This window comes from Bradyrhizobium sp. Arg237L (assembly GCF_029990105.1).
GTDB lineage: Bacteria > Pseudomonadota > Alphaproteobacteria > Rhizobiales > Xanthobacteraceae > Bradyrhizobium.
Genome location: NZ_JAQMIL010000002.1, coordinates 165,882 through 183,845 on the forward strand (window position 1 = coordinate 165,882; position 17,964 = coordinate 183,845).

Here is a 17,964-nt window from a genome sequence, read left to right on the forward strand (position 1 = left end):
GATTGCCCTATTCGCTACTCGCCATTCGCTATTTCGCTCATCTCAAAATCTGACTGAGGAACAGCTTCGTCCGCGCGTGCTGCGGATGGGCGAAGAATTCCTTCGGCGTGTTCGACTCGATGATCTGGCCGGCGTCCATGAAGATGACGCGGTCGGCGACCTCGCGGGCAAATCCCATCTCGTGGGTGACGACCAGCATGGTCATGCCCTCTTTGGCGAGGTCGACCATGGTGTCCAGGACTTCCTTCACCATTTCCGGGTCGAGCGCCGAGGTCGGCTCGTCGAACAGCATCACCTTCGGGTTCATCGTGAGCGCACGCGCGATCGCGACGCGCTGCTGCTGGCCGCCGGACATCTGGCCCGGATATTTGCTGGCCTGATGCGGGATTTTTACCCGCTCCAGGAACTTCATCGCTGAGGCCTCTGCGTCCCTCTTCGGGATGTTGCGCACCCAGATCGGCGCCAGCGTACAGTTGTCGAGCACGGTCAGATGCGGAAACAGGTTGAAGCTCTGGAACACCATGCCAACCTCGCGCCGGACCTCGTCGACGCGCCGCAAGTTCGGACCGAGTTCAATGTTATCGACGATGATCTCGCCTTCCTGAAACTCCTCCAGCGCGTTGATGCAGCGGATCAGCGTCGACTTGCCGGAGCCCGAAGGGCCGCAGATCACGATGCGCTCGCCCCGGCCGACTTCGAGATTGATGTCGCGCAGCACGTGGAACTCGCCGTACCACTTGTTGAGGCCCTTGATGCTGACGATCGGATTCGAACTCATGGCGAATGCACTCAGTTGCGCCGGTGCGCGTTAAGCCTGTTCTCGACGAACAGAGAATAGCGCGACATGCCGAAACAGAAGACGAAATAGATCAGCCCGGTGAAGGCAAAGCCGGTGAAAGCCGTGGTCGGCGTCGCCCAGGTGGGATCGCTGAAGGAAGCGCGCAATTGGCCGAGCAGGTCGAACAGCGCGACGATCGACACCAGCGAGGTGTCTTTGAACAGCGCGATGAAGCTGTTGACGAGGCCGGGAATGACGTGGCGCAGCGCCTGCGGCAGGACGATCAGCGCCGTCGTCTTCCACCAGGACAGGCCGAGCGCGCTTGCCGCCTCCCCCTGCCCGCGCGGGATCGCCTGCAGCCCACCCCTGATGACCTCGGCCTGATAGGCGCCGGCGAACAGCGCAATGCCGATCAGCGCGCGCACCAGACCATCGATGGTGAAGCCGGTCGGCACGAACAGCGGCAGCATGTAGGTCGCAAAGAACAGCACCGTGATCAGCGGCACGCCGCGCCAGAACTCGATGAAGGCGATCGAGAAAATACGGATCAAGGGGATGGTCGAGCGTCGGCCGAGCGCCAGCGCAATGCCGACCGGCATCGAAGTGACGATGCCCGTCACCGAAACGACCAGCGTCACCAGCAAGCCGCCCCACAGCCGGGTGTCGACCACGGGGAAGCCGCCGCGGTCGAGCTTCATGACTGATATCACCAGACCAATCCCGGCAAAGGTCGCGAGACTGACGACCAGCGGCCGCCAGCCGGTGCGGAAACCGCCACCGAGGAAGAACAGGAGCAGCGAGACGATCACGGCGGTGATCGCGAAATCGATCCAGACCGGCTGGCCTGCGCTCTGGATCTGGTCGAGCAGCCATTGCAGGGGCAACAGCACCCAGGAGATCGCCGTGCTGATCAGGACGATCAGCTTTCCGAGCCCCCAGAGCGCCGGCCCGATCACGGCGGCGGCTTCGCCGGCCGCGGCGAGCTTGCGCCCGCCGTCGCCGATGCTGTCGTTGAATCCCGACAATAGCGACGTGATCCAGCTCACGGCAAAACCATCGAGCCCGCCGCCGCGCAGCAAGAAGAATGCGACCACCGGAAAAGCCAGGAAGAACAGGCTGGCATTGATGCCCTTGGCCGGGAGCCGAGGAATCAACAGCGGCAACAGCAGCACAGCCGCCAGGAAGAAGGTCAGGTTGACCCGCCAGCGCTCCGGCTCCGGATAGAATCCATAGATGAACTGGCTGAGCTTGGCCTGGATGAACGGCCAGCAGGCGCCGACCGGATGCCCAGCAGTCTCGGCCAGGCACGCGGCGCGGTCCGTGCCGGTCCAGACTGCATCCACAAACAGGAATTTGACCGTGGGGACGAGCACGAACCACAGCAGGAGCACGCTGACGATCGTGATCAGGATGTTGGTCGGCGAATTGAACAGCCGCGTGCGCAGGAAGCCCACGAGACCCGTGGTCTTCACCGGCGCGGGCCGCTGCGGAACGAGTTCCTCGCGGACGAAATTGGAAACGGCGAAATCGCTCATCAGCCCATGCTCCGACTGATCCGCCAGCCATAGAAGCTCATGATCGCGCTCGTCACCAGCGAGATCAGGAGATAGACGCCCATGGTGATGCCGATGATCTCGATCGCCTGGCCGGTCTGGCTCAGCGTCGTTCCGGCGAACACCGACACCAGGTCGGGATAGCCGATCGCGACCGCGAGCGAGGAGTTCTTGGTGAGGTTGAGATACTGGTTGGTGAGCGGCGGTAGGATCACGCGCATCGCCTGCGGGATCACGATCAGCCGCAGCACCTCACCGCGGTGCAGCCCGAGCGAGGAGCCGGCCTCCATCTGTCCCTTGTGCACGGACAGGATGCCGGCGCGCACGATCTCGGCGATGAAAGCGGCGGTGTAGGTCGACAGCGCAAGCGTCAGCGCCACGAACTCCGGAATCAGGCGCGAGCCGCCGGCGAAATTGAAGCCCCTCAGCACTGGCATCTCGAAGGTAACCGGCGCGCCGAAGATCAGCGACGTCACCAGCGGCAGCCCGATCAGAAGGCCGAGCAGGTAGGGCCAGATCGTGATCATCCTGCCATACTGGTAGAGCTGCCGCCGCGCGTAGCGCCAAAGCACCAGCGCCGCCACGATCGCAACCAAGACCGCGACGACAAACGGTTCGAAGCCGGGATTGCCAATCGGCCTTGGAATCACCAGGCCGCGGTTGTTGAGGAAGAACATGCCGAACACGGAGACGCTCTGCCGCGGACTGGGCAGAGCCGCGAGCACCGCCAGATACCAAAACAGTATCTGAAACAAGATCGGCAGGTTGCGCACCAGTTCGACATAGGCGCCGGAAATCCGCGACAACAGCCAGTTCGGCGACAGCCGCCCGAGCGCCACCATGAAGCCGATCACGGTGGCGAAGAAGATGCCGATCACCGAGACCAGCAGCGTATTCACCAGTCCCACGAAGAAGACGCGCGTATAAGTGTCCGAGCCCGTGTATGGGATCAGGTTCTGGCTGACGTCAAAGCCAGCGGTGTTCTGCAGGAAGCCAAAGCCTGCGGTGATCCGCTGCGCCTGAAGGTTGGCGCGGGCATTGGCCACGATCTCATAGGCAATCCAGGCGAGCACAGCGACGAACAGGAGCTGGAGGACGAATCCTCCCCACCCTGCGCGACCGCCGAGCGCGCGTTGCAGCTTGAGCACAAACTGCGACGGTGGTTTCCGGGGCTCGATGGCCATCGCCGCACGCCTGTCGGATCAGCGGATCGGCGGCGCGTACTGGATACCGCCCTTATTCCAGAGGTTATTGAGACCGCGGGCGATGCCGAGTTTCGAGCCCGCGCCGACGTTGCGATCAAACGCCTCGCCGTAATTACCGACCGACTTCACGATCCGCGCGAACCAATCCTTGGTCAGGCCGAGCTGTTCGCCGAGATTGCCGTCGGTGCCGAAGGCGCGCTTCAGCTCCGGCTTGTCAGATTTGGCCATCTCGTCGACGTTCTTCTGGGTGACGGAGAGTTCCTCGGCATCGACCATCGCAAACAGCGTCCATTTCACGATGTCGAACCATTGGTCGTCGCCATGGCGGACCATCGGGCCGAGCGGCTCCTTGGAGATCACCTCAGGCAGGACGACGTGGTCGGCGGGATTGGCGAGCTTCAGGCGCTCGGCGTAAAGCTGTGAGACGTCGGAAGTGAAGACGTCGCAGCGGCCGGATTCATAGGCCTTCACCGTCTCATCGGCAGAGGCGAACGCGATCACCTCATACTTCATGTTGTTGCCCTTGAAGTAGTCGGCGAGGTTCTGCTCGGTCGTGGTTCCGGTCTGCACGCAAACCGAGGCGCTGTTCAACTCCAGCGCTGAATTGACCTTCAGCGACTTCTTCACCAGGAAGCCCTGCCCGTCATAATAGGTCACGCCGGTGAAGTTGGCGCCGAGCGAGGTATCGCGCGACAGCGTCCAGGTGGTGTTGCGCGACAGCACGTCGATCTCGCCGGACTGCAGCGCGGTAAAGCGGTCTTTCGCCGACAGCGGCACGAACTTGACCTTGGTGCCATCGTTGAAGATCGCCGCCGCGATTGCGCGGCAGACGTCCACATCAAGCCCGGTCCAGTTCCCCTTGTCGTCGGGGGACGAGAATCCGGGCAGGCCCTGGCTGACCCCGCAGGACAGCATGCCCCGGTCCTTGACCGTCTTAAGGGTTTGCGCCGAAGCGCCCTGCGCCGAGAGGCCGGCGGCAAGGGCAAGTGTGAGAACCAGCGATACGCGTTTCATGGCAGGGCCTTTCAAGGGGTCGTCCGGGAAGGTTTGCGTGCGGTCGCCTCAAACGTTAACGGACCGACCGATGATCCCCAGCGAATCGCCGAACTGGCCTGCATCTTGCGTGCCAATCAGCCAAGCGTTGGATCGAAGGTCGCGGCAGGCCCCTCAACGTGCGGCGACTTGAAGTTGGGCGCATCACATAGTGACTGGCGAGCCGGGTCAAGGGGTTGACGTAGCTCTTCCCTGTCCTGTTATTAAAAACCCGGCCCGGGCCCGCTTCTTCCGACGCGTCACGGCTGCTGCGGCAAAAAGTCTTTAACGGCGAGCGCATGAGCTTTTCCAACGACGGACCGGTCCCCCCACAACAGCCCGAAACCCGCTTGGTGACCGCGGGCCGGGACACTGAGGCCCAGAAGGGCTTCGTCAATCCGCCGGTTGTCCACGGTTCCACCGTGCTCTATCCGACCGCGGACGACCTCCATGCCCATCGCGGCGAATATCAGTATGGCCGCCACGGCACGCCGACGACGCGGGCGCTGCAGGACGTGCTGATGGCGCTGGAGGGGCCGCAATGCGCTGGCGTCGGGCTGACGCCATCGGGCCTCGCGGCGATCAGCACGGCGCTATTGTCGGTGCTCAAGGCCGGGGACCATCTCCTGGTCTGCGACAACGTCTACCGCCCCTCGCGCAATTTCTGCAACGGCCTGCTGGCGCGCTATGGGGTGGAGACCACCTATTTCGATCCGCTCGTGGGCGCTGGCATCGAAGCGCTGTTCAAGCCGAACACGCGCGCGGTGCTGGTCGAAGCGCCGGGCTCGCAATCCTTCGAAATGCCTGACATTCCCGCGATCGCTGCCGTCGCGCATGCGCGCACCGCGCTCGTGATCGACGACAACACCTGGGCGACCCCGCTCTATCACCGGTCGCTGGAGCAAGGCGTCGACATCAGCATCCAGGCGGCGACCAAGTATATCGGCGGCCATTCCGACATCATGTTCGGCGCCATTTCGGCCAATGCCGAGGCGTGGCCGCTGCTCGCCGAGGGCATCCGCCTGCTCGGCGTCTGCGCCGGGCCCGATGACGTCTATCTGGCGCTGCGCGGCGTCCGCACGCTGTCGGTCCGGCTGGCGCAGCATTACCGTTCCGGACTGGAGATGGCGCGCTGGCTGCAAGCGCGTCCCGAAGTGGCGCGGGTGCTGCACCCCGCGATCGAGAGCGATGCCGGCCACGCGATCTGGAAGCGCGATTTCACCGGCGCCTCCGGCCTGTTCAGCATCGTATTGAGGCCGGCCCCGCAGAAAGCGGTCGACGCCCTGCTGGACACCGTCAAGCTGTTCGGCATGGGCTATTCCTGGGGCGGCTTCGAAAGCCTGGTCATCCCCTTCGACTGCAGCGACTATCGCACAGCCACGAAATGGGCGCCGGGCGGTCCGACGCTGCGGCTCCATATCGGGCTCGAAAACATCGACGACCTCAAGGCCGATCTCGATCGCGGCTTTGCCGCGCTCAAGGCGGCGATGTAAGCGCACAAGTACCGGGATTTTGCGGGCTTTCGGCGCGACCAAATAACCGCGTGTTCACCATGACGAAGAACTCCAAATCCTCGTCAGGCAAATCAGCCCGCTCATCAAGTTCCCTTACACCTTTGCTGCCTTAGTCATGCGCCCGGGTTGGGCTGCCATCGCCCTGCGGCGTCGGCGGTCTGGGGTAAGCGTAAGCAGTCAAGCGTATGAAGACCGCACAAATCGTCGTCCTGGCCATCGCGCTTGGTGCTGGCGGCGTCGCCGCCTATTTGGCCGGCCAGCCTGAGGCCAAGCCCGGTCCGGCCGAGCCGGTCGCGCAGCAACTGCCGACCGTCGAAGTTCTGGTGGCGCAGTCCGATATCGGCCTCGGCCAATCGGTCAAGCAGGAGAACCTGCAATGGCAGGCTTGGCCGGCCGCGACCGCGAGCAGCAATTTCATCCGCCGCAAGGACCGGCCAGATGCCCTCAAGGACGTGATCGGCTCGATCGCGCGCGCGCCGCTCATCGCCGGCGAGCCGATCCGGGAGCAGAAGCTCGTCAAGGCGGACGGATCGGGCTTCATGGCGGCGATCCTGCCCCCAGGCAGCCGCGCGGTCTCGACGGAAATCTCGGCAGAGACCGCTGCAGGCGGCTTCATCCTGCCGAACGACCGCGTCGACGTCATCCTCAGCAGGCGCGAGAAGAACCCGGACCAGCACAGCGCGGATCTCGTCCGTTCGGAGATCATCCTGAGCAATATCCGCGTGCTCGCCATCGACCAGGCGCCGAAGGAAAAGGACGGTGCCAATTCCCTGCTCGGGAAGACCGTCACGCTTGAACTCAAGCCCGAGCAGACCGAGACGCTGGCGCGGTCGCGCCAATCCGGCGTCCTGTCGCTCGCGCTGCGCAGCATCGCGGACGTCAACGTCGCCGACAGCGCCTCCCAAGACCAGCCCCCGAAGCGGGGCCAGAGCATCAACGTGGTTCGCTACGGCGTCCCGAGCTCGACAACGACACAGAAGTGAGAAGGACGCCTGCCATGAAATGCGGTCGAACCAGATTTGCGATGCGGTCTTCGCTGGTCCGCATCCTCTTGCTTTCGGCCGCGGCCGCACTGGCGTTCTCGCCGGTCATTGCCGCCGATTCCGAGACCCAAGGCGCGCAACCGGTTGCCAGTTCGCCGGCCAAGACCCGATTCCTGGCGCTCGGCGTCGGCAAATCCGTGATCGTCGACCTGCCGCGCGACGTGAAGGACGTCCTGGTCGCCGACCCCAAGATCGCCAACGCCGTCGTTCGTTCCGCGCAGCGTGCCTACATCATCGGCGCGGCGGTCGGGCAGACCAACGTCGTGTTCTTCGATGCCGACGGCCAGCAGGTCGCCGCCTATGACATCGCGGTGAAGCGCGACCTCAACGGCGTGCGCGCCGCGCTGAAGCAGACGCTGCCGGGCATCCAGATCGAAGGCGTCGGCGACGGCGTGATCCTGACCGGTTCGGTGTCGTCTCCGATCGAGGCCCAGCAGGCCGGCGACCTCGCGGCGCGGCTGGTCGGCGGCGCCGACAAAGTCGTCAACTCCATCATAGTGCGCGGCCGCGACCAGGTGATGCTGAAGGTCAATGTTTCCGAAGTGCGGCGCGACATCGTCAAGCAGATGGGCGTCGATCTTTCGGCCAACATGAACTACGGCACGGCGATCGTGAACTTCAACAACTCCAACCCGTTTACGGCCTTTGGCCGCCCGCTGGTGCCAGACAATGGCGGCACTGTCGCCGCGGTCGCCAAGGGCCTCCCGACCGTCACCGCCACCTTGCGCGCGATGGAAAGCGCGGGCGTGGCGCGGACGCTGGCCGAGCCCAACCTGACCGCAATCTCCGGGGAATCGGCGACCTTCATCGCCGGCGGCGAATTTCCGATCCCCGCCGGCTATTCCTGCGATCCGGTCACGCATGTCTGCACGACCCAGATCCAGTTCAAGAAGTTCGGCATCTCCCTCAACTTCACCCCGGTGGTGCTGACCGAGGGGCGCATCAGCCTGCGCGTCATGACGGAAGTGTCCGAGCTCTCCACCGACAATGCCATCACGCTGAACCAGGGCGGCACGTCGCTGACCGTTCCTTCGATCACCACCCGCCGCGCCGAGACCACGCTGGAAATCCCCTCCGGCGGCTCGATGGCGATGGCCGGCCTGATCCAGCAGAAGACCAAGCAGGCCATCAACGGCATGCCCGGCGTCGACCAGTTGCCCATCCTTGGCGCGCTGTTCAGGAGCCAGGACTTCGTCAACAACGAGACCGAGCTGATGGTGCTGGTGACGCCCTATGTCGTGCGTGCGGTCGCCCAGAAGGAATTGTCGCGGCCCGATGACGGGTTCGCGCCGGCGGCCGATTCGCAATCGACGCTGCTCGCCCGCATCAACCGCATCTACGGTGTGGCGGCGCGCGCCGAGCCGGTCGGAGCCTATCCCGCCAATTTCGGCTTCATCATTGACTGAGCTTGGGGGCGCGACGATGACGGGCAGAGCAGATCACCATCGCATATTGTACCGGCTGGGCGCCCTCGTCGGCCTGTCGGTCGCGCTTGCTGCCTGCCGCAGTGGTGGCGATGACCTCACGACCGCGACCGTTCCCAACGACTACCGTCTGCGGCATCCGATTGCCGTCACCGAAGCCGATCGCTCGATGGTCATCTTTGTCGGGCACGGCCGGGCCGGCCTGACCGCTCCGCAGCGCGCCGATGTGATGGGACTGGCGCGAACGTGGACCCGCGAAGGCACCGGCGCGATCATCGCCGAGGTGCCGGTCGACACGCCGAATGCGCGGGCGGCCGGCGCGACCTATCAGGAAATCCGCTCGCTGCTCGCGGCCGGGGGCGTGCCCGCGCGCTCCATCACGCTGCGCAATTACCATCCCGACGATCCGCGCACGCTGGCGACGATCCGCCTGAGCTATCCGAAGATCACCGCGGTCGCTGGTCCCTGCGGGTTGTGGCCGGAGGATCTCGGCCCTTCGATCGACAATTACGGCTACAACCAGAACAAGCCCTACTACAATCTGGGTTGCGCGAGCCAGCGCAACCTGGCGGCGATGATCGACAATCCCGCCGACCTCGAACAGCCCCGCGCCGAGACGCCGGCCTACTCGCCGCGGCGTGACGTGGCGTTCGAGAAGTACCGAAAGGGTGTTTCGACCACCACCACCTATCCCGAAGCCGACAACGCCAAGCTCAGCAATACAGGCAAATGATCAGCCGCGCCAAACATCCAGACCACGAGACCGACGCCGCGCCGCATGCGGACGACTATATCGCCGCTGCCCCGCGCGTGTCGGTGCAGGCGTTCTGCGCGACAGTGGCGACCGCGACAACCGTGAAGGCCGCGAGCGAGGACCGCCGCCTCGCCAAGACGCATCTCTCGGTGCATATGGGCGGCATCGCCGGAGCGATCGACGCCTATCATACGGCCCCCACCCCGAACGTGATCTTGCTCGAGACCGAGAGCGGCAGCGACTTCCTCGCCGGCCTCGACGAGCTCGCAACCGTCTGTGACGCCGGCACCCGCGTTGTCGTGATCGGCAGGGCCGACGACAAGGCGCCCTATCGCGAACTGGTGCGCCGCGGCGTCAACGACTATGTGGTCGGCCCGGTCGAGGTGCTCGACGTGGTGCGCTCGATCTGCGGCCTGTTCTCGGCGTCCGAGGCAATCACTGTCGGCAGGATGATCGCGGTCTGCGGCGCCAAGGGCGGCGTCGGCGCGTCCACGGTCGCGCATAACATCGCCTGGGCGATCGCGCGCGACGTCGGGCTTGATTCGGTCGTGATCGATCTCGACCTCGCGTTCGGCACAGCCAGCCTCGATTACAATCAGGACCCGGTCCAGGGCATCGCCAATGCGGTGTTCCAGGCGGAGCGCCCGGACAGCGCGCTGATGGAGCGCCTGCTTGCGAAATGCACCGACCATCTCAGCCTGCTGGCGGCGCCGGTGACGCTGGAGCAGGTCTATGATTTCGGCGCCGACGCCTTCGACGCCATCTTCGACACGCTGCGCATGACGACGCCCTGCATCGTGCTCGACGTGCCCCACCAATGGACCGCCTGGACGCGCCGCGCCCTGATCGGCGCCGACGACATCCTGATCGTCGCCGAGCCCGATCTGGCCAACATGCGCAACACCAAGAACATGATGAACACGCTGAAGGCGGCGCGGCCCAACGACCGTCCCCCGCTGTACTGCCTCAACCAGGTCGGCATGACCAAGCGGCCGGAGATCGAGGTGCGCGCCTTCGCCAAGACCATCGACAGCCAGCCGATCGCCGCCATCCCCTTCGATTCGAAGCTGTTCGGCACCGCCGCCAATAACGGCCAGATGATCGCGGAGATCGCCAGCAATCATCGCATCACCAAGACGTTCCTGCAGATCGCGCAGCGGATGACCGGGCGCGCCGACACAAGGGCTCAGCGCAATTCGCTGTTGTCGCCGATCATCAAGAAATTGCGCGCGGTCGGCGCCCGATCGAAAGCCTCGTCGGCCTAGCGTCAATCGGAGCCGCCAGCCGCCGCCACCGGCATCTTCTCACCGCCGCCCCGCGGCCCTTCCTTGCGAGCCAGCACACGCTTCAATGCGGCGACATTGGCGGCGGCTTCCTCCGGCGGCACATCCGCCTTCACGATGCTCTCCGCCTCACTGAGGCGACCCTGCAGGCCGACGGCGAGGGCCAAATTGGCCTTGATCCGCTGATCGTTCGGCGCGCGGCTGCGGGCTTTGCGCAGCGTCTCCTCGGCCTGCGGCAATTCCTTCGACAGCACGTAGGACAGCCCGAGATTGGACAGCACCGACGGCTCGTCGGGTGCGATCTTGAGCGCGCTCGCATAGTATTGCCGCGCCTCGTCGTGGCGTCCGAGCTGATCGAGCGCCGCCCCCTGCGCGGACAGGATCCGCCAATCCGGATCATCCGGGCTGTGGGCGCGGCCGAGCACGTCGAAGGCCTGCTGGAAATTACCGTTGTCGGCGAGCGCCCGCCCATAGCCGGCGAGCAGCGCCTTGTTGTTCGGCTGGGTCATCGAGGCCTGCTCGAGGATGGCGACCGCCTGCGCGCGCTGCCCGGTGGCGCGAAGCGCCTTGGCGTATTGCAACGCTGCTGCGGCATCCTTCGGATTGGCCTTGAAGCGCTCTTGGTAGGTCTCAAGGTCGCGCCGCGGGTCAGCGGTTGGCCGGCTGGCCTCGACCGTGTCACCGAGCGATCCCGTGATGTCGGAAGGGCTGGATGTCTGGCAGCCGCTAAGCGCCAGCACCAGGGCCGCCGATGCTGCCGCGCCGACGAAAAGCCTTGCGGCGGAAGATCGGTGAAGCAACTTCTGGGACATGTACCCTGACCACGGTCGGCGATTGCCCAGAATGCTTCGCAGCTTAACCCTAAATCCGGGTTAAGAGAGATCCCTCCGCGGCAGATATCGATCGATCCTGCCGCGCACCTCGCCGCCGGAGAATCTCATTGGCCGTGGCGCGCGCGTTGCGCCTAATCGACGAACTGAGCGCCGAACTCGCAGCCGATCCGCCAGGCGAGACGGCATTGGCGCGGGCTGCCGTTCGACAGGATGATGGTGAATTCAGAGGGAATTTCCGCATATTCGGCGATCACCTTGACGCCGCCATCGGAGATGTCCGTGATCATGCAGTCCCGCGGCAGAGTGCCGGTGCCGAACTGGATCTTGGCCAGACTCCTGCACAGACGACGCTCGCTCTTACGTCGATTGACGAACATGTCGACCCCCGGCCCCTACTCATTGATTAGCCCGCTTCTGCATCTGCTGTAGCGAGAAATCGTTGGAATCTGGCTAGCAGGACTGCTCGCAGTTGAAGCGTCGTCTTCAAACTCCATTTACCGGCTCTGCGGGCCTTTTCCCCGAAATGACGCAATCTCAGGCAAACGGGGGCCGAGGCGCGGGTGAATTCCTGCCTCCATTCGCACATCTGCTCCGTCACCGATGCCGGGACCGTCTCAGCCGGCGAACGCCGCCGGGGACTGTCGCACAACCGACGCCGCGGTAGGCCGGGTTGGACAAGAGCGCATCGCACCGGCGTCGTCCCTGCGAAAGCACCCATAACCACAGGCAGGTGTTTTGGCGCGAACAAGCGGTTGCGGCGGAGCGCACGACAACAGCCTGTGGCGAACAAGCGAGCCTTAAGCCTTGAGGTCCGTGATCCGCATAATCGCGACCACATTCCCATCGTTGTACGCCTGCTCTTTTGTGTCCTTGTTGCAGGTCCAGACAAAGTTTTTCTTGGCCGTAAAGGTCTTTCCTTCCTGCTCAATCCGAAGCTCCCCCTCCGGGATATGACAGATCATGGCATTCATCATCGGGGGGCCCATCGTCTTCGATCCCGGCTGCATAATGACATCGCGCATTGAGACGGTCTTAAAGCCGGGAATGATGGATGGTGTCTCACCATCGTAGGCACGGACCACGACACCTGGCCACGGCGTGGTGTCCTTGTAGCTCGTGGTTTGAGCGGCGGCTCGCTTCATCATAGCCGCCGAAGCCGCCGCCAACCCGATTGCCAGCGCGGACCTTCGATCGATCTTGCTCATCGCTTTTCTCCCGACGTTGCGCAACGAGCCGCCGCAAAAGCGGCGCGCAAGTTCGTGGTGAATGGTGGTGCGAAACCGAAAAAAGATCGGTCTCTCAAGAGAGAGTGCCTGCCGATAGCACCAGTGCTCCTCGTTCGCCCCGGACGGTGATTTCGGACGTCCCGCTTGGAGGGCAACTACATTCTACGTGACCTGACGCACCATGTCCGACGTAATTTCATCCGATGAGAGCGTCAGATTCCGCATGGTGCAATAACGTCAGGACAACTGACAATACGTGCTGCTCTTTGCGAATATGAACGGCTGACGTCCGCCACGCCCCATGGTACCGTCCCGATCGCTCGGATCGTGAGTTATGCCTTGTGTCGAGGTCATGCGCCGATGATCGGAGCCGCAATCCCCCACATACTTCGTCGATCTGAGGCGAAGCATCATTAGACGATGATCGCGTCGGCGTTCAGCGCCGGCGCGCAATTCGACGTTTGCAACGAAAGGCATATGCAGGTCCGTCTCCAACTTTGCGGCAGTTCACGGCAGAGTCCTGAAACCGCCGCTTGATTTGAAGGAGGAACCGATGAAGTTCATTAACCTGAACATACTCGCCACATCCGCCGCAGCGATGAGACTCGCAAAGACCACGGCCCTTGCTGCGGTGCTCATGTCCTTTGCTCCCATGGCTGTCGCGGGAGACCCGATTGAAAAGAAGGGGACCACCCCCTACCTCACGCATTTTATTTTTCGGCCATTGATGACAATTGACACCGCTGAGCTCGGTAAAGCCACTACGCTGGAGGCAGTCGGGACCACGCAAAATATGAAGGGAGAGAAGATGCTGGACAAGATGTCAGCACGTTGCGTGGCGCTGAACGTCGCGTCCGGCGACAAGAAGTACATTGACGGCGCCTGCGTGCTGGCCGACAGCGACGGTGACAAGATTTTCTCGACCTTCGATACGCGCGATCTCGACAAGTCCCAGCCGAAGTTGGATTGCGGCACTCATATCATCACCGGCGGTACCGGGAAGTATAAGGGGATCACCGGGAGCGAACCATTTGCTTGCATCTCTATGCCTGCGCTGGCCGGCCCGGGTGACTATTTTGCGATGGACATCCCGCACAACACGTCGTGGGAAATCAAATAACACGTACCTCGATGCCCGGTGTCGACCACCGGGTGTCAATCACTGAACGAGAGCCTTGCCCAACAGCAGGGCTCCTTTTCTGCCGGTACTCCTCCGCAGAAGGCATAAATGTCCGATGCTGGCGCTGAGCCGAGTCGGACCGCGACGTACGTGGCTACACTTGAAACAGATTACGCTCCGACGCTCGCGCGCGACCTGTTAGCTTTCGAGTACTGCCTGTGGCGTGTTCCGGAAGCCGATGGCCAACCGGTTGTAGGCATTCATCAGGCCGATCGCGATCGTGAGATCGACCAGTTCCTTTTCCTCAAAGACAGCGCGCGCCGCCTGGAACGCTTGATCCGGTATGCCGGTCTCCGACACACGTGTCACCGTTTCGGCCCAGGCAAGCGCGGCACGCTCACGCTTGCTGAAGAGATGGCCAGCTTCCGCCCAGGCCTGCACCAGCGCGAGCTTCTCGATCTTCACACCCCTCTTGATGAGGTCGCGGGTGTGCATGTCGAGGCAATAGGCACAGTTGTTGATCTGCGAAACCCGTAGGTAAACCAGATCAACCAGCTCGGCGGGAACACCGCTTTGCATGATATAGCCATAGACGCCGCCAAGGGCTTTTACGCCGTTCGGCGCGACTTGGTTGTAATCGAGACGCTTGGTCATTGTTATTCTCCTTGATCTTCAGGTCTTATTTGACGGGTGTGGTCAGTGCCTTGTCGTCGGTATCGACGACGAAGACCGCGAGCAGCTTGGCCGGCTCGGTCTTGCTGGCATTGCGGCTGATGGGGTGGCTGGCGCCGGGTGGTTCGGACCAACTCTCGCCTGCCTTGTAGACCCGTGTCGTCCCATCGTTCACCTTCGACTCGACGCTTCCGGAAATGACGTAGGCATAGATGAACGACGATTTTGCGTGGGTATGTGGAGCCGAGGCTCCGCCCGGCGGATAGTCGACGACCACGGCGATCAGCGACTTGCCGGGAATGTTGGGTATCGTCTGCTCGAAGTTCGTCGTGACCTTGCCGCCGATATCTTGGGCCGAAGTGGGCGAAGCAGATGCAATGGCAATGGCGGCGTATGCTGCGCCGATGACAGTTCGTATCTTCATGGCTCTTCTCCTTCTCCTCGATTAGATGTCCTCCTCTTGGGTCGGAAAAAAGCACCAAGAACGCACAGAAATCGTGTACTACAGGGCACGTGACTAGGCCGCTCAAATTGGAGCTCGACCGCTCTGCGAAGGCGTCGCTGGCTGAGCAGATCCGAAAGGGTATCGGCGCGGCGATCGAGAGTGGCGTGCTCGCACCCGGCGCGCGCCTGCCGTCCTGGCAGGACCTTGCGGCGCAGCTTGGCGTCGCCCGCGGCACCGTGCGCGCGGCTTACGAAAAGCTGTCCGCAGCGCAGCTCATCGTCGCATCGCGGGCCACCGGAACCCATGTCGCGGAGCGGCCTCGCGCAGCCATCCGCTCCGAACAGCCACCCGATCCGGGCTCGTTCATGGAGATGTATCGGGAGATGACCCAGGGACCGGCCATCTTTCAGATGGGGGTACCGGCAAAGGAAACATTTCCGGCCACGCTGCTCGCGCGAATCCGCGCCCATGCCATTCGCACTGAGGCGCGCGCAGCACCTATTTACCCGGACCCTCGCGGCGAACTTGAACTACGGCGGGAAATCGCCGCCTATCTTGCCATTGCCCGTGGCATCGAATGTTCGGCCTCGCAGGTCATCATCACCGGGGGATATAGCGGCGGCCTGGGATTGGCGCTCCGCGTGCTTGGCCTCGAGGGACAGAAAGCCTGGACCGAGGACCCCGGCTTCCCGTTCACCCGTCGAGGCCTCGAGCTCGCAAGATTATCGCTTGTACCAATACCGGTCGACGACAGCGGCATCGATGTCGACCATGGGCTGCGCCACGCCCCGGACGCCAAGCTGGTTGTCGTGACCCCCGGGCAGCAGGCGCCGCTCGGGGTTACTCTATCGCTGGAACGCCGATTGCGCCTGCTCGATTGGGCCGCTCAGGCAAGCGTATGGGTGGTCGAAGACGACTATCTGAGCGAACTGCAGCTCAGGGGGAGAGCCGCGCCGGCGCTCGCCTCACTTGATCGCGCTGGGCGCGTCATCCACATCGGCTCCTTCAGCAAGACCATCAGTCCCACGTTGCGGCTCGGCTTTCTCGTCGCGCCCGTTTCGCTGTTGTCCCGCTTCGCGGAGGTCGCCGCGTGCCTTGCGCCGCCGCCCGGGCCGTCCGTGCAGCTCGCGACCGCCGAGTTCATGCGCGAAGGCCACTACCTGCGCCATCTTCGGCGCACCAAGCGAGCCTACTCCGCTCAGCGCGACGCCTTGCTGGAGTGCCTGCGGCCGCACGTCGAAGCTGCCAGCATCGCAACAGCGGGATTGGCTGTGCTGCTGCGATTGCCCGACGGCGCGCCAGACACATCCATCGCCAGGGAAACGCTTGCGTTTGGAATGGCACCAGCGCCTTTGTCGACCTGGTACGCGCGGCCGGCTTCCGGACGATCGGGGCTTCTTCTGGGCATCGCGACGGTACCAAACAAGCATCTGGCGAGATCCTGCGACCGTCTTTGCGGGATCATCGAGCGCTTCGGCTCATGCCGGTCCTGAATCGCGTTTCCGCCGATAGCGAAAGATGGTTGCCATCCTCGGGCACGACGAAGAGCTGCGAACGGCGAGAATGGTGTCCCGCACCGAGCTACGCCTTCCGAGCCATATTTGGGCCCGACGCATGATCATCGAAGCTGATACCCTGGCCAAGCTCTTTCAGTCGCTCGCGCAGGCTGATTTCATCGAGTGACCGGAAAGGGAGTTGCATGAAGGCCAGTATCTGTCGTTCAAGACCACCAAGCGTGGCGGCGAGGGCCGTACGCCGTTCGCGCTGGTCGGAGTACCTCGCAGGGTCGGGATAACGCCAGTCGCCGGTTACCGGACGGCCCGGCCAATGCGGCAGCGGCTCTCCGGCCTCGATATCGCACAGCGTGAACACAAAATCCAAAGGCGGAGCGTCGGCCTTCGCGAACTCTTTCCAATGCTTCGGATGCAATCCCTCAGGGCGGTATTCCGCGACCCTCAGAACGTCGATTGCCAGTTCGTCGAGCTGGCTGGCCGGGCGCAACCCGGCGCTAAAGCCAGTGAAGCGTTCGCGCCCAATGCGGTTCAACACCGCTTCGGCGAAAATGCTACGCGCCGAGTTCCGATTCGAGAGAAAGAGCACATTGTAGCGGCCGTCTGCCATGCCAAGGCTCCATCAAGTGTGAAAAACAAATCGAGAGCTGGTCTTTGAGTTCCTGGCGGCAGATACGTTTTTTCGCTCGCGACCGACGTCACGCAGATGATTGGCGCGCCACATTGGGGCTGGCTCTTGAAATTTCTCGTTATTTTACGCCGTAACGCGACATCTCGTCGGCAATTTCCGGCTTGATACGTTTCGCCACCGTTATGTCGAAAGAGCCGCGCGGTTCGTCCCCCTTCAGCAGCCTCGCCTTTCCGCGTCCAAACAGGGCGTACGCTAAATTCGGGTCGATCTGCAACGCGGCGTCGTAATCCGCAATTGCCTTATCGAGATCGCCCATCTTGAGATAAACGAATCCACGACTGTCCAACATCCCGGCGTTCCCCGGGTTCAGTCGCAGCGCCTCATTGCAATCGGTTAGCGCGGTTTGTAAATCGTCTCTGATTGCGCGAGAGTAACAACGACTGTTAAAGGCTACGAAGCAGCTTGGTGCGACTTTGATCGCTCGGCTAAATTCATCGATAGCACGATCATACTTTCGCTCGGCTCTGTATATTTCGCCCCTTCCCACGTGAGCCAAGGCATTGTTCGGATAGAGCTTGATTGCAGTATCGAACTGGGCGGCGGCTCGATCGTTATCCTTCTGCTTATGAGATTCGACCCCGCTATTGTAGATCATCGCGCTTTTGTGCCAGGCCTCATAGGTTGGACCGGAAGGAGGCGGCGCCATACAAGCCGAGGTGGCTGTCGAGTCCAAGTTTTTTCGGGATGCTTCGGGAGAAGTCACCAAATTGCCAGCGGCGGCTATACCGGAAAATCCGACCGCTCCGACAAATCCGACGATAAGCCATAGGGTAGCTGCGCGTAGAAGCGCTCTTGATTTCATAACCGACCTAAAGGATTTCAAAGCTTGCGCTTCGTTATCTCTGTAATGTGACGCTACTGCCGTGGACACAAGCGTGCC

The 17,964-nt window shown here is 62.9% G+C and carries 18 protein-coding genes; 7 read left to right on the forward strand and 11 right to left on the reverse strand.

Annotated features, from left to right (window positions below):
* Positions 1-37 precede the first annotated feature (37 nt).
* Genes OZ411_RS01945 through OZ411_RS01960 form a run of 4 tightly spaced genes read right to left on the reverse strand, consistent with a single transcriptional unit; the run spans position 38 to position 4,550 of the window.
* The gene (locus OZ411_RS01945; protein WP_130579200.1) at positions 38-778 is read right to left on the reverse strand and encodes an amino acid ABC transporter ATP-binding protein; all 741 of its coding nucleotides are present in this window, start codon (positions 776-778) and stop codon (positions 38-40) included.
* Between the two features lie 11 nt (positions 779-789).
* Entirely contained in the window at positions 790-2,313 is a 1,524-nt protein-coding gene (locus OZ411_RS01950) for an amino acid ABC transporter permease (RefSeq protein WP_282526565.1), read from the reverse strand.
* Entirely contained in the window at positions 2,313-3,515 is a 1,203-nt protein-coding gene (locus OZ411_RS01955) for an ABC transporter permease subunit (RefSeq protein WP_282526566.1), read from the reverse strand. Before OZ411_RS01955 ends, OZ411_RS01950 begins: the two co-directional genes overlap by 1 nt.
* 18 nt (positions 3,516-3,533) lie before the next feature.
* On the reverse strand, positions 3,534-4,550 hold the full coding sequence (locus OZ411_RS01960; protein ID WP_130579205.1) for an amino acid ABC transporter substrate-binding protein: 1,017 nt from the start codon (positions 4,548-4,550) through the stop codon (positions 3,534-3,536).
* A 317-nt stretch (positions 4,551-4,867) separates the two neighbouring features.
* On the opposite strand from OZ411_RS01960, the gene metC reads away from it, so the two are divergent.
* From metC to OZ411_RS01985, 5 genes are all read left to right on the forward strand, one after another.
* Entirely contained in the window at positions 4,868-6,061 is a 1,194-nt protein-coding gene (gene metC / locus OZ411_RS01965; protein ID WP_282526567.1) for a cystathionine beta-lyase, read from the forward strand.
* A gap of 206 nt (positions 6,062-6,267) precedes the next feature.
* Positions 6,268-7,065, forward strand: coding sequence for a Flp pilus assembly protein CpaB (cpaB, locus tag OZ411_RS01970; protein WP_282526568.1), 798 nt, complete (start codon positions 6,268-6,270; stop codon positions 7,063-7,065).
* Between the two features lie 14 nt (positions 7,066-7,079).
* On the forward strand, positions 7,080-8,531 hold the full coding sequence (locus tag OZ411_RS01975) for a type II and III secretion system protein family protein (protein ID WP_282526569.1): 1,452 nt from the start codon (positions 7,080-7,082) through the stop codon (positions 8,529-8,531).
* A gap of 16 nt (positions 8,532-8,547) precedes the next feature.
* The gene (locus tag OZ411_RS01980; RefSeq protein ID WP_282526570.1) at positions 8,548-9,282 is read left to right on the forward strand and encodes a CpaD family pilus assembly protein; all 735 of its coding nucleotides are present in this window, start codon (positions 8,548-8,550) and stop codon (positions 9,280-9,282) included.
* A complete protein-coding gene (locus OZ411_RS01985; RefSeq protein ID WP_282526571.1) occupies positions 9,279-10,568 on the forward strand; it encodes an AAA family ATPase in 1,290 nt (429 codons plus the stop codon). Before OZ411_RS01980 ends, OZ411_RS01985 begins: the two co-directional genes overlap by 4 nt.
* A 2-nt stretch (positions 10,569-10,570) precedes the next feature.
* Here the strand turns inward: OZ411_RS01985 and OZ411_RS01990 are convergent, their stop codons facing one another.
* From OZ411_RS01990 to OZ411_RS02000, 3 genes are all read right to left on the reverse strand, one after another.
* Positions 10,571-11,398, reverse strand: coding sequence for a tetratricopeptide repeat protein (locus tag OZ411_RS01990; RefSeq protein ID WP_282526572.1), 828 nt, complete (start codon positions 11,396-11,398; stop codon positions 10,571-10,573).
* A gap of 152 nt (positions 11,399-11,550) precedes the next feature.
* Positions 11,551-11,796, reverse strand: coding sequence for a PilZ domain-containing protein (locus OZ411_RS01995; RefSeq protein ID WP_028166833.1), 246 nt, complete (start codon positions 11,794-11,796; stop codon positions 11,551-11,553).
* Positions 11,797-12,216: 420 nt separating this feature from the next.
* Positions 12,217-12,624 (reverse strand): hypothetical protein, encoded by a 408-nt coding sequence (locus tag OZ411_RS02000; protein ID WP_282526573.1) that lies wholly within the window; start codon positions 12,622-12,624, stop codon positions 12,217-12,219.
* Between the two features lie 574 nt (positions 12,625-13,198).
* On the opposite strand from OZ411_RS02000, the gene OZ411_RS02005 reads away from it, so the two are divergent.
* On the forward strand, positions 13,199-13,765 hold the full coding sequence (locus tag OZ411_RS02005) for a hypothetical protein (RefSeq protein ID WP_282526574.1): 567 nt from the start codon (positions 13,199-13,201) through the stop codon (positions 13,763-13,765).
* A gap of 198 nt (positions 13,766-13,963) precedes the next feature.
* Here OZ411_RS02005 and OZ411_RS02010 read toward each other — a convergent pair whose 3' ends face one another.
* On the reverse strand, positions 13,964-14,419 hold the full coding sequence (locus OZ411_RS02010) for a carboxymuconolactone decarboxylase family protein (protein WP_282526575.1): 456 nt from the start codon (positions 14,417-14,419) through the stop codon (positions 13,964-13,966).
* Between the two features lie 25 nt (positions 14,420-14,444).
* Positions 14,445-14,861 (reverse strand): cupin domain-containing protein, encoded by a 417-nt coding sequence (locus OZ411_RS02015; protein WP_282526576.1) that lies wholly within the window; start codon positions 14,859-14,861, stop codon positions 14,445-14,447.
* A gap of 89 nt (positions 14,862-14,950) precedes the next feature.
* On the opposite strand from OZ411_RS02015, the gene OZ411_RS02020 reads away from it, so the two are divergent.
* Positions 14,951-16,375 (forward strand): PLP-dependent aminotransferase family protein, encoded by a 1,425-nt coding sequence (locus tag OZ411_RS02020; protein WP_282526577.1) that lies wholly within the window; start codon positions 14,951-14,953, stop codon positions 16,373-16,375.
* A gap of 88 nt (positions 16,376-16,463) precedes the next feature.
* On the opposite strand, the gene OZ411_RS02025 is transcribed toward OZ411_RS02020, so the two are convergent.
* Positions 16,464-17,003 carry a protein tyrosine phosphatase gene (locus tag OZ411_RS02025; RefSeq protein ID WP_282526578.1) on the reverse strand — a complete coding sequence of 180 codons (540 nt, stop codon included), beginning with the start codon at positions 17,001-17,003 and terminating at the stop codon, positions 16,464-16,466.
* Positions 17,004-17,142: 139 nt separating this feature from the next.
* A complete protein-coding gene (locus tag OZ411_RS02030) occupies positions 17,143-17,679 on the reverse strand; it encodes a tetratricopeptide repeat protein (protein ID WP_282526579.1) in 537 nt (178 codons plus the stop codon).
* Positions 17,680-17,964: the final 285 nt, after the last annotated feature.

Coding starts and splice junctions, on each gene's coding strand:
- OZ411_RS02000 (WP_282526573.1), bottom strand. CDS start 12,624: ATGAGCAAGATCGATCGAAGGTCCGCGCTGGCAATCGGGTTGGCGGCG.
- OZ411_RS01990 (WP_282526572.1), bottom strand. CDS start 11,398: ATGTCCCAGAAGTTGCTTCACCGATCTTCCGCCGCAAGGCTTTTCGTC.
- OZ411_RS01975 (WP_282526569.1), top strand. CDS start 7,080: ATGAAATGCGGTCGAACCAGATTTGCGATGCGGTCTTCGCTGGTCCGC.
- OZ411_RS01955 (WP_282526566.1), bottom strand. CDS start 3,515: ATGGCCATCGAGCCCCGGAAACCACCGTCGCAGTTTGTGCTCAAGCTG.
- OZ411_RS02030 (WP_282526579.1), bottom strand. CDS start 17,679: ATGATCTACAATAGCGGGGTCGAATCTCATAAGCAGAAGGATAACGAT.
- metC (WP_282526567.1), top strand. CDS start 4,868: ATGAGCTTTTCCAACGACGGACCGGTCCCCCCACAACAGCCCGAAACC.
- OZ411_RS01945 (WP_130579200.1), bottom strand. CDS start 778: ATGAGTTCGAATCCGATCGTCAGCATCAAGGGCCTCAACAAGTGGTAC.
- OZ411_RS01985 (WP_282526571.1), top strand. CDS start 9,279: ATGATCAGCCGCGCCAAACATCCAGACCACGAGACCGACGCCGCGCCG.
- OZ411_RS01960 (WP_130579205.1), bottom strand. CDS start 4,550: ATGAAACGCGTATCGCTGGTTCTCACACTTGCCCTTGCCGCCGGCCTC.
- OZ411_RS02015 (WP_282526576.1), bottom strand. CDS start 14,861: ATGAAGATACGAACTGTCATCGGCGCAGCATACGCCGCCATTGCCATT.
- OZ411_RS02005 (WP_282526574.1), top strand. CDS start 13,199: ATGAAGTTCATTAACCTGAACATACTCGCCACATCCGCCGCAGCGATG.
- OZ411_RS01980 (WP_282526570.1), top strand. CDS start 8,548: ATGACGGGCAGAGCAGATCACCATCGCATATTGTACCGGCTGGGCGCC.
- OZ411_RS01950 (WP_282526565.1), bottom strand. CDS start 2,313: ATGAGCGATTTCGCCGTTTCCAATTTCGTCCGCGAGGAACTCGTTCCG.
- cpaB (WP_282526568.1), top strand. CDS start 6,268: ATGAAGACCGCACAAATCGTCGTCCTGGCCATCGCGCTTGGTGCTGGC.
- OZ411_RS01995 (WP_028166833.1), bottom strand. CDS start 11,796: ATGTTCGTCAATCGACGTAAGAGCGAGCGTCGTCTGTGCAGGAGTCTG.
- OZ411_RS02025 (WP_282526578.1), bottom strand. CDS start 17,003: ATGGCAGACGGCCGCTACAATGTGCTCTTTCTCTCGAATCGGAACTCG.
- OZ411_RS02010 (WP_282526575.1), bottom strand. CDS start 14,419: ATGACCAAGCGTCTCGATTACAACCAAGTCGCGCCGAACGGCGTAAAA.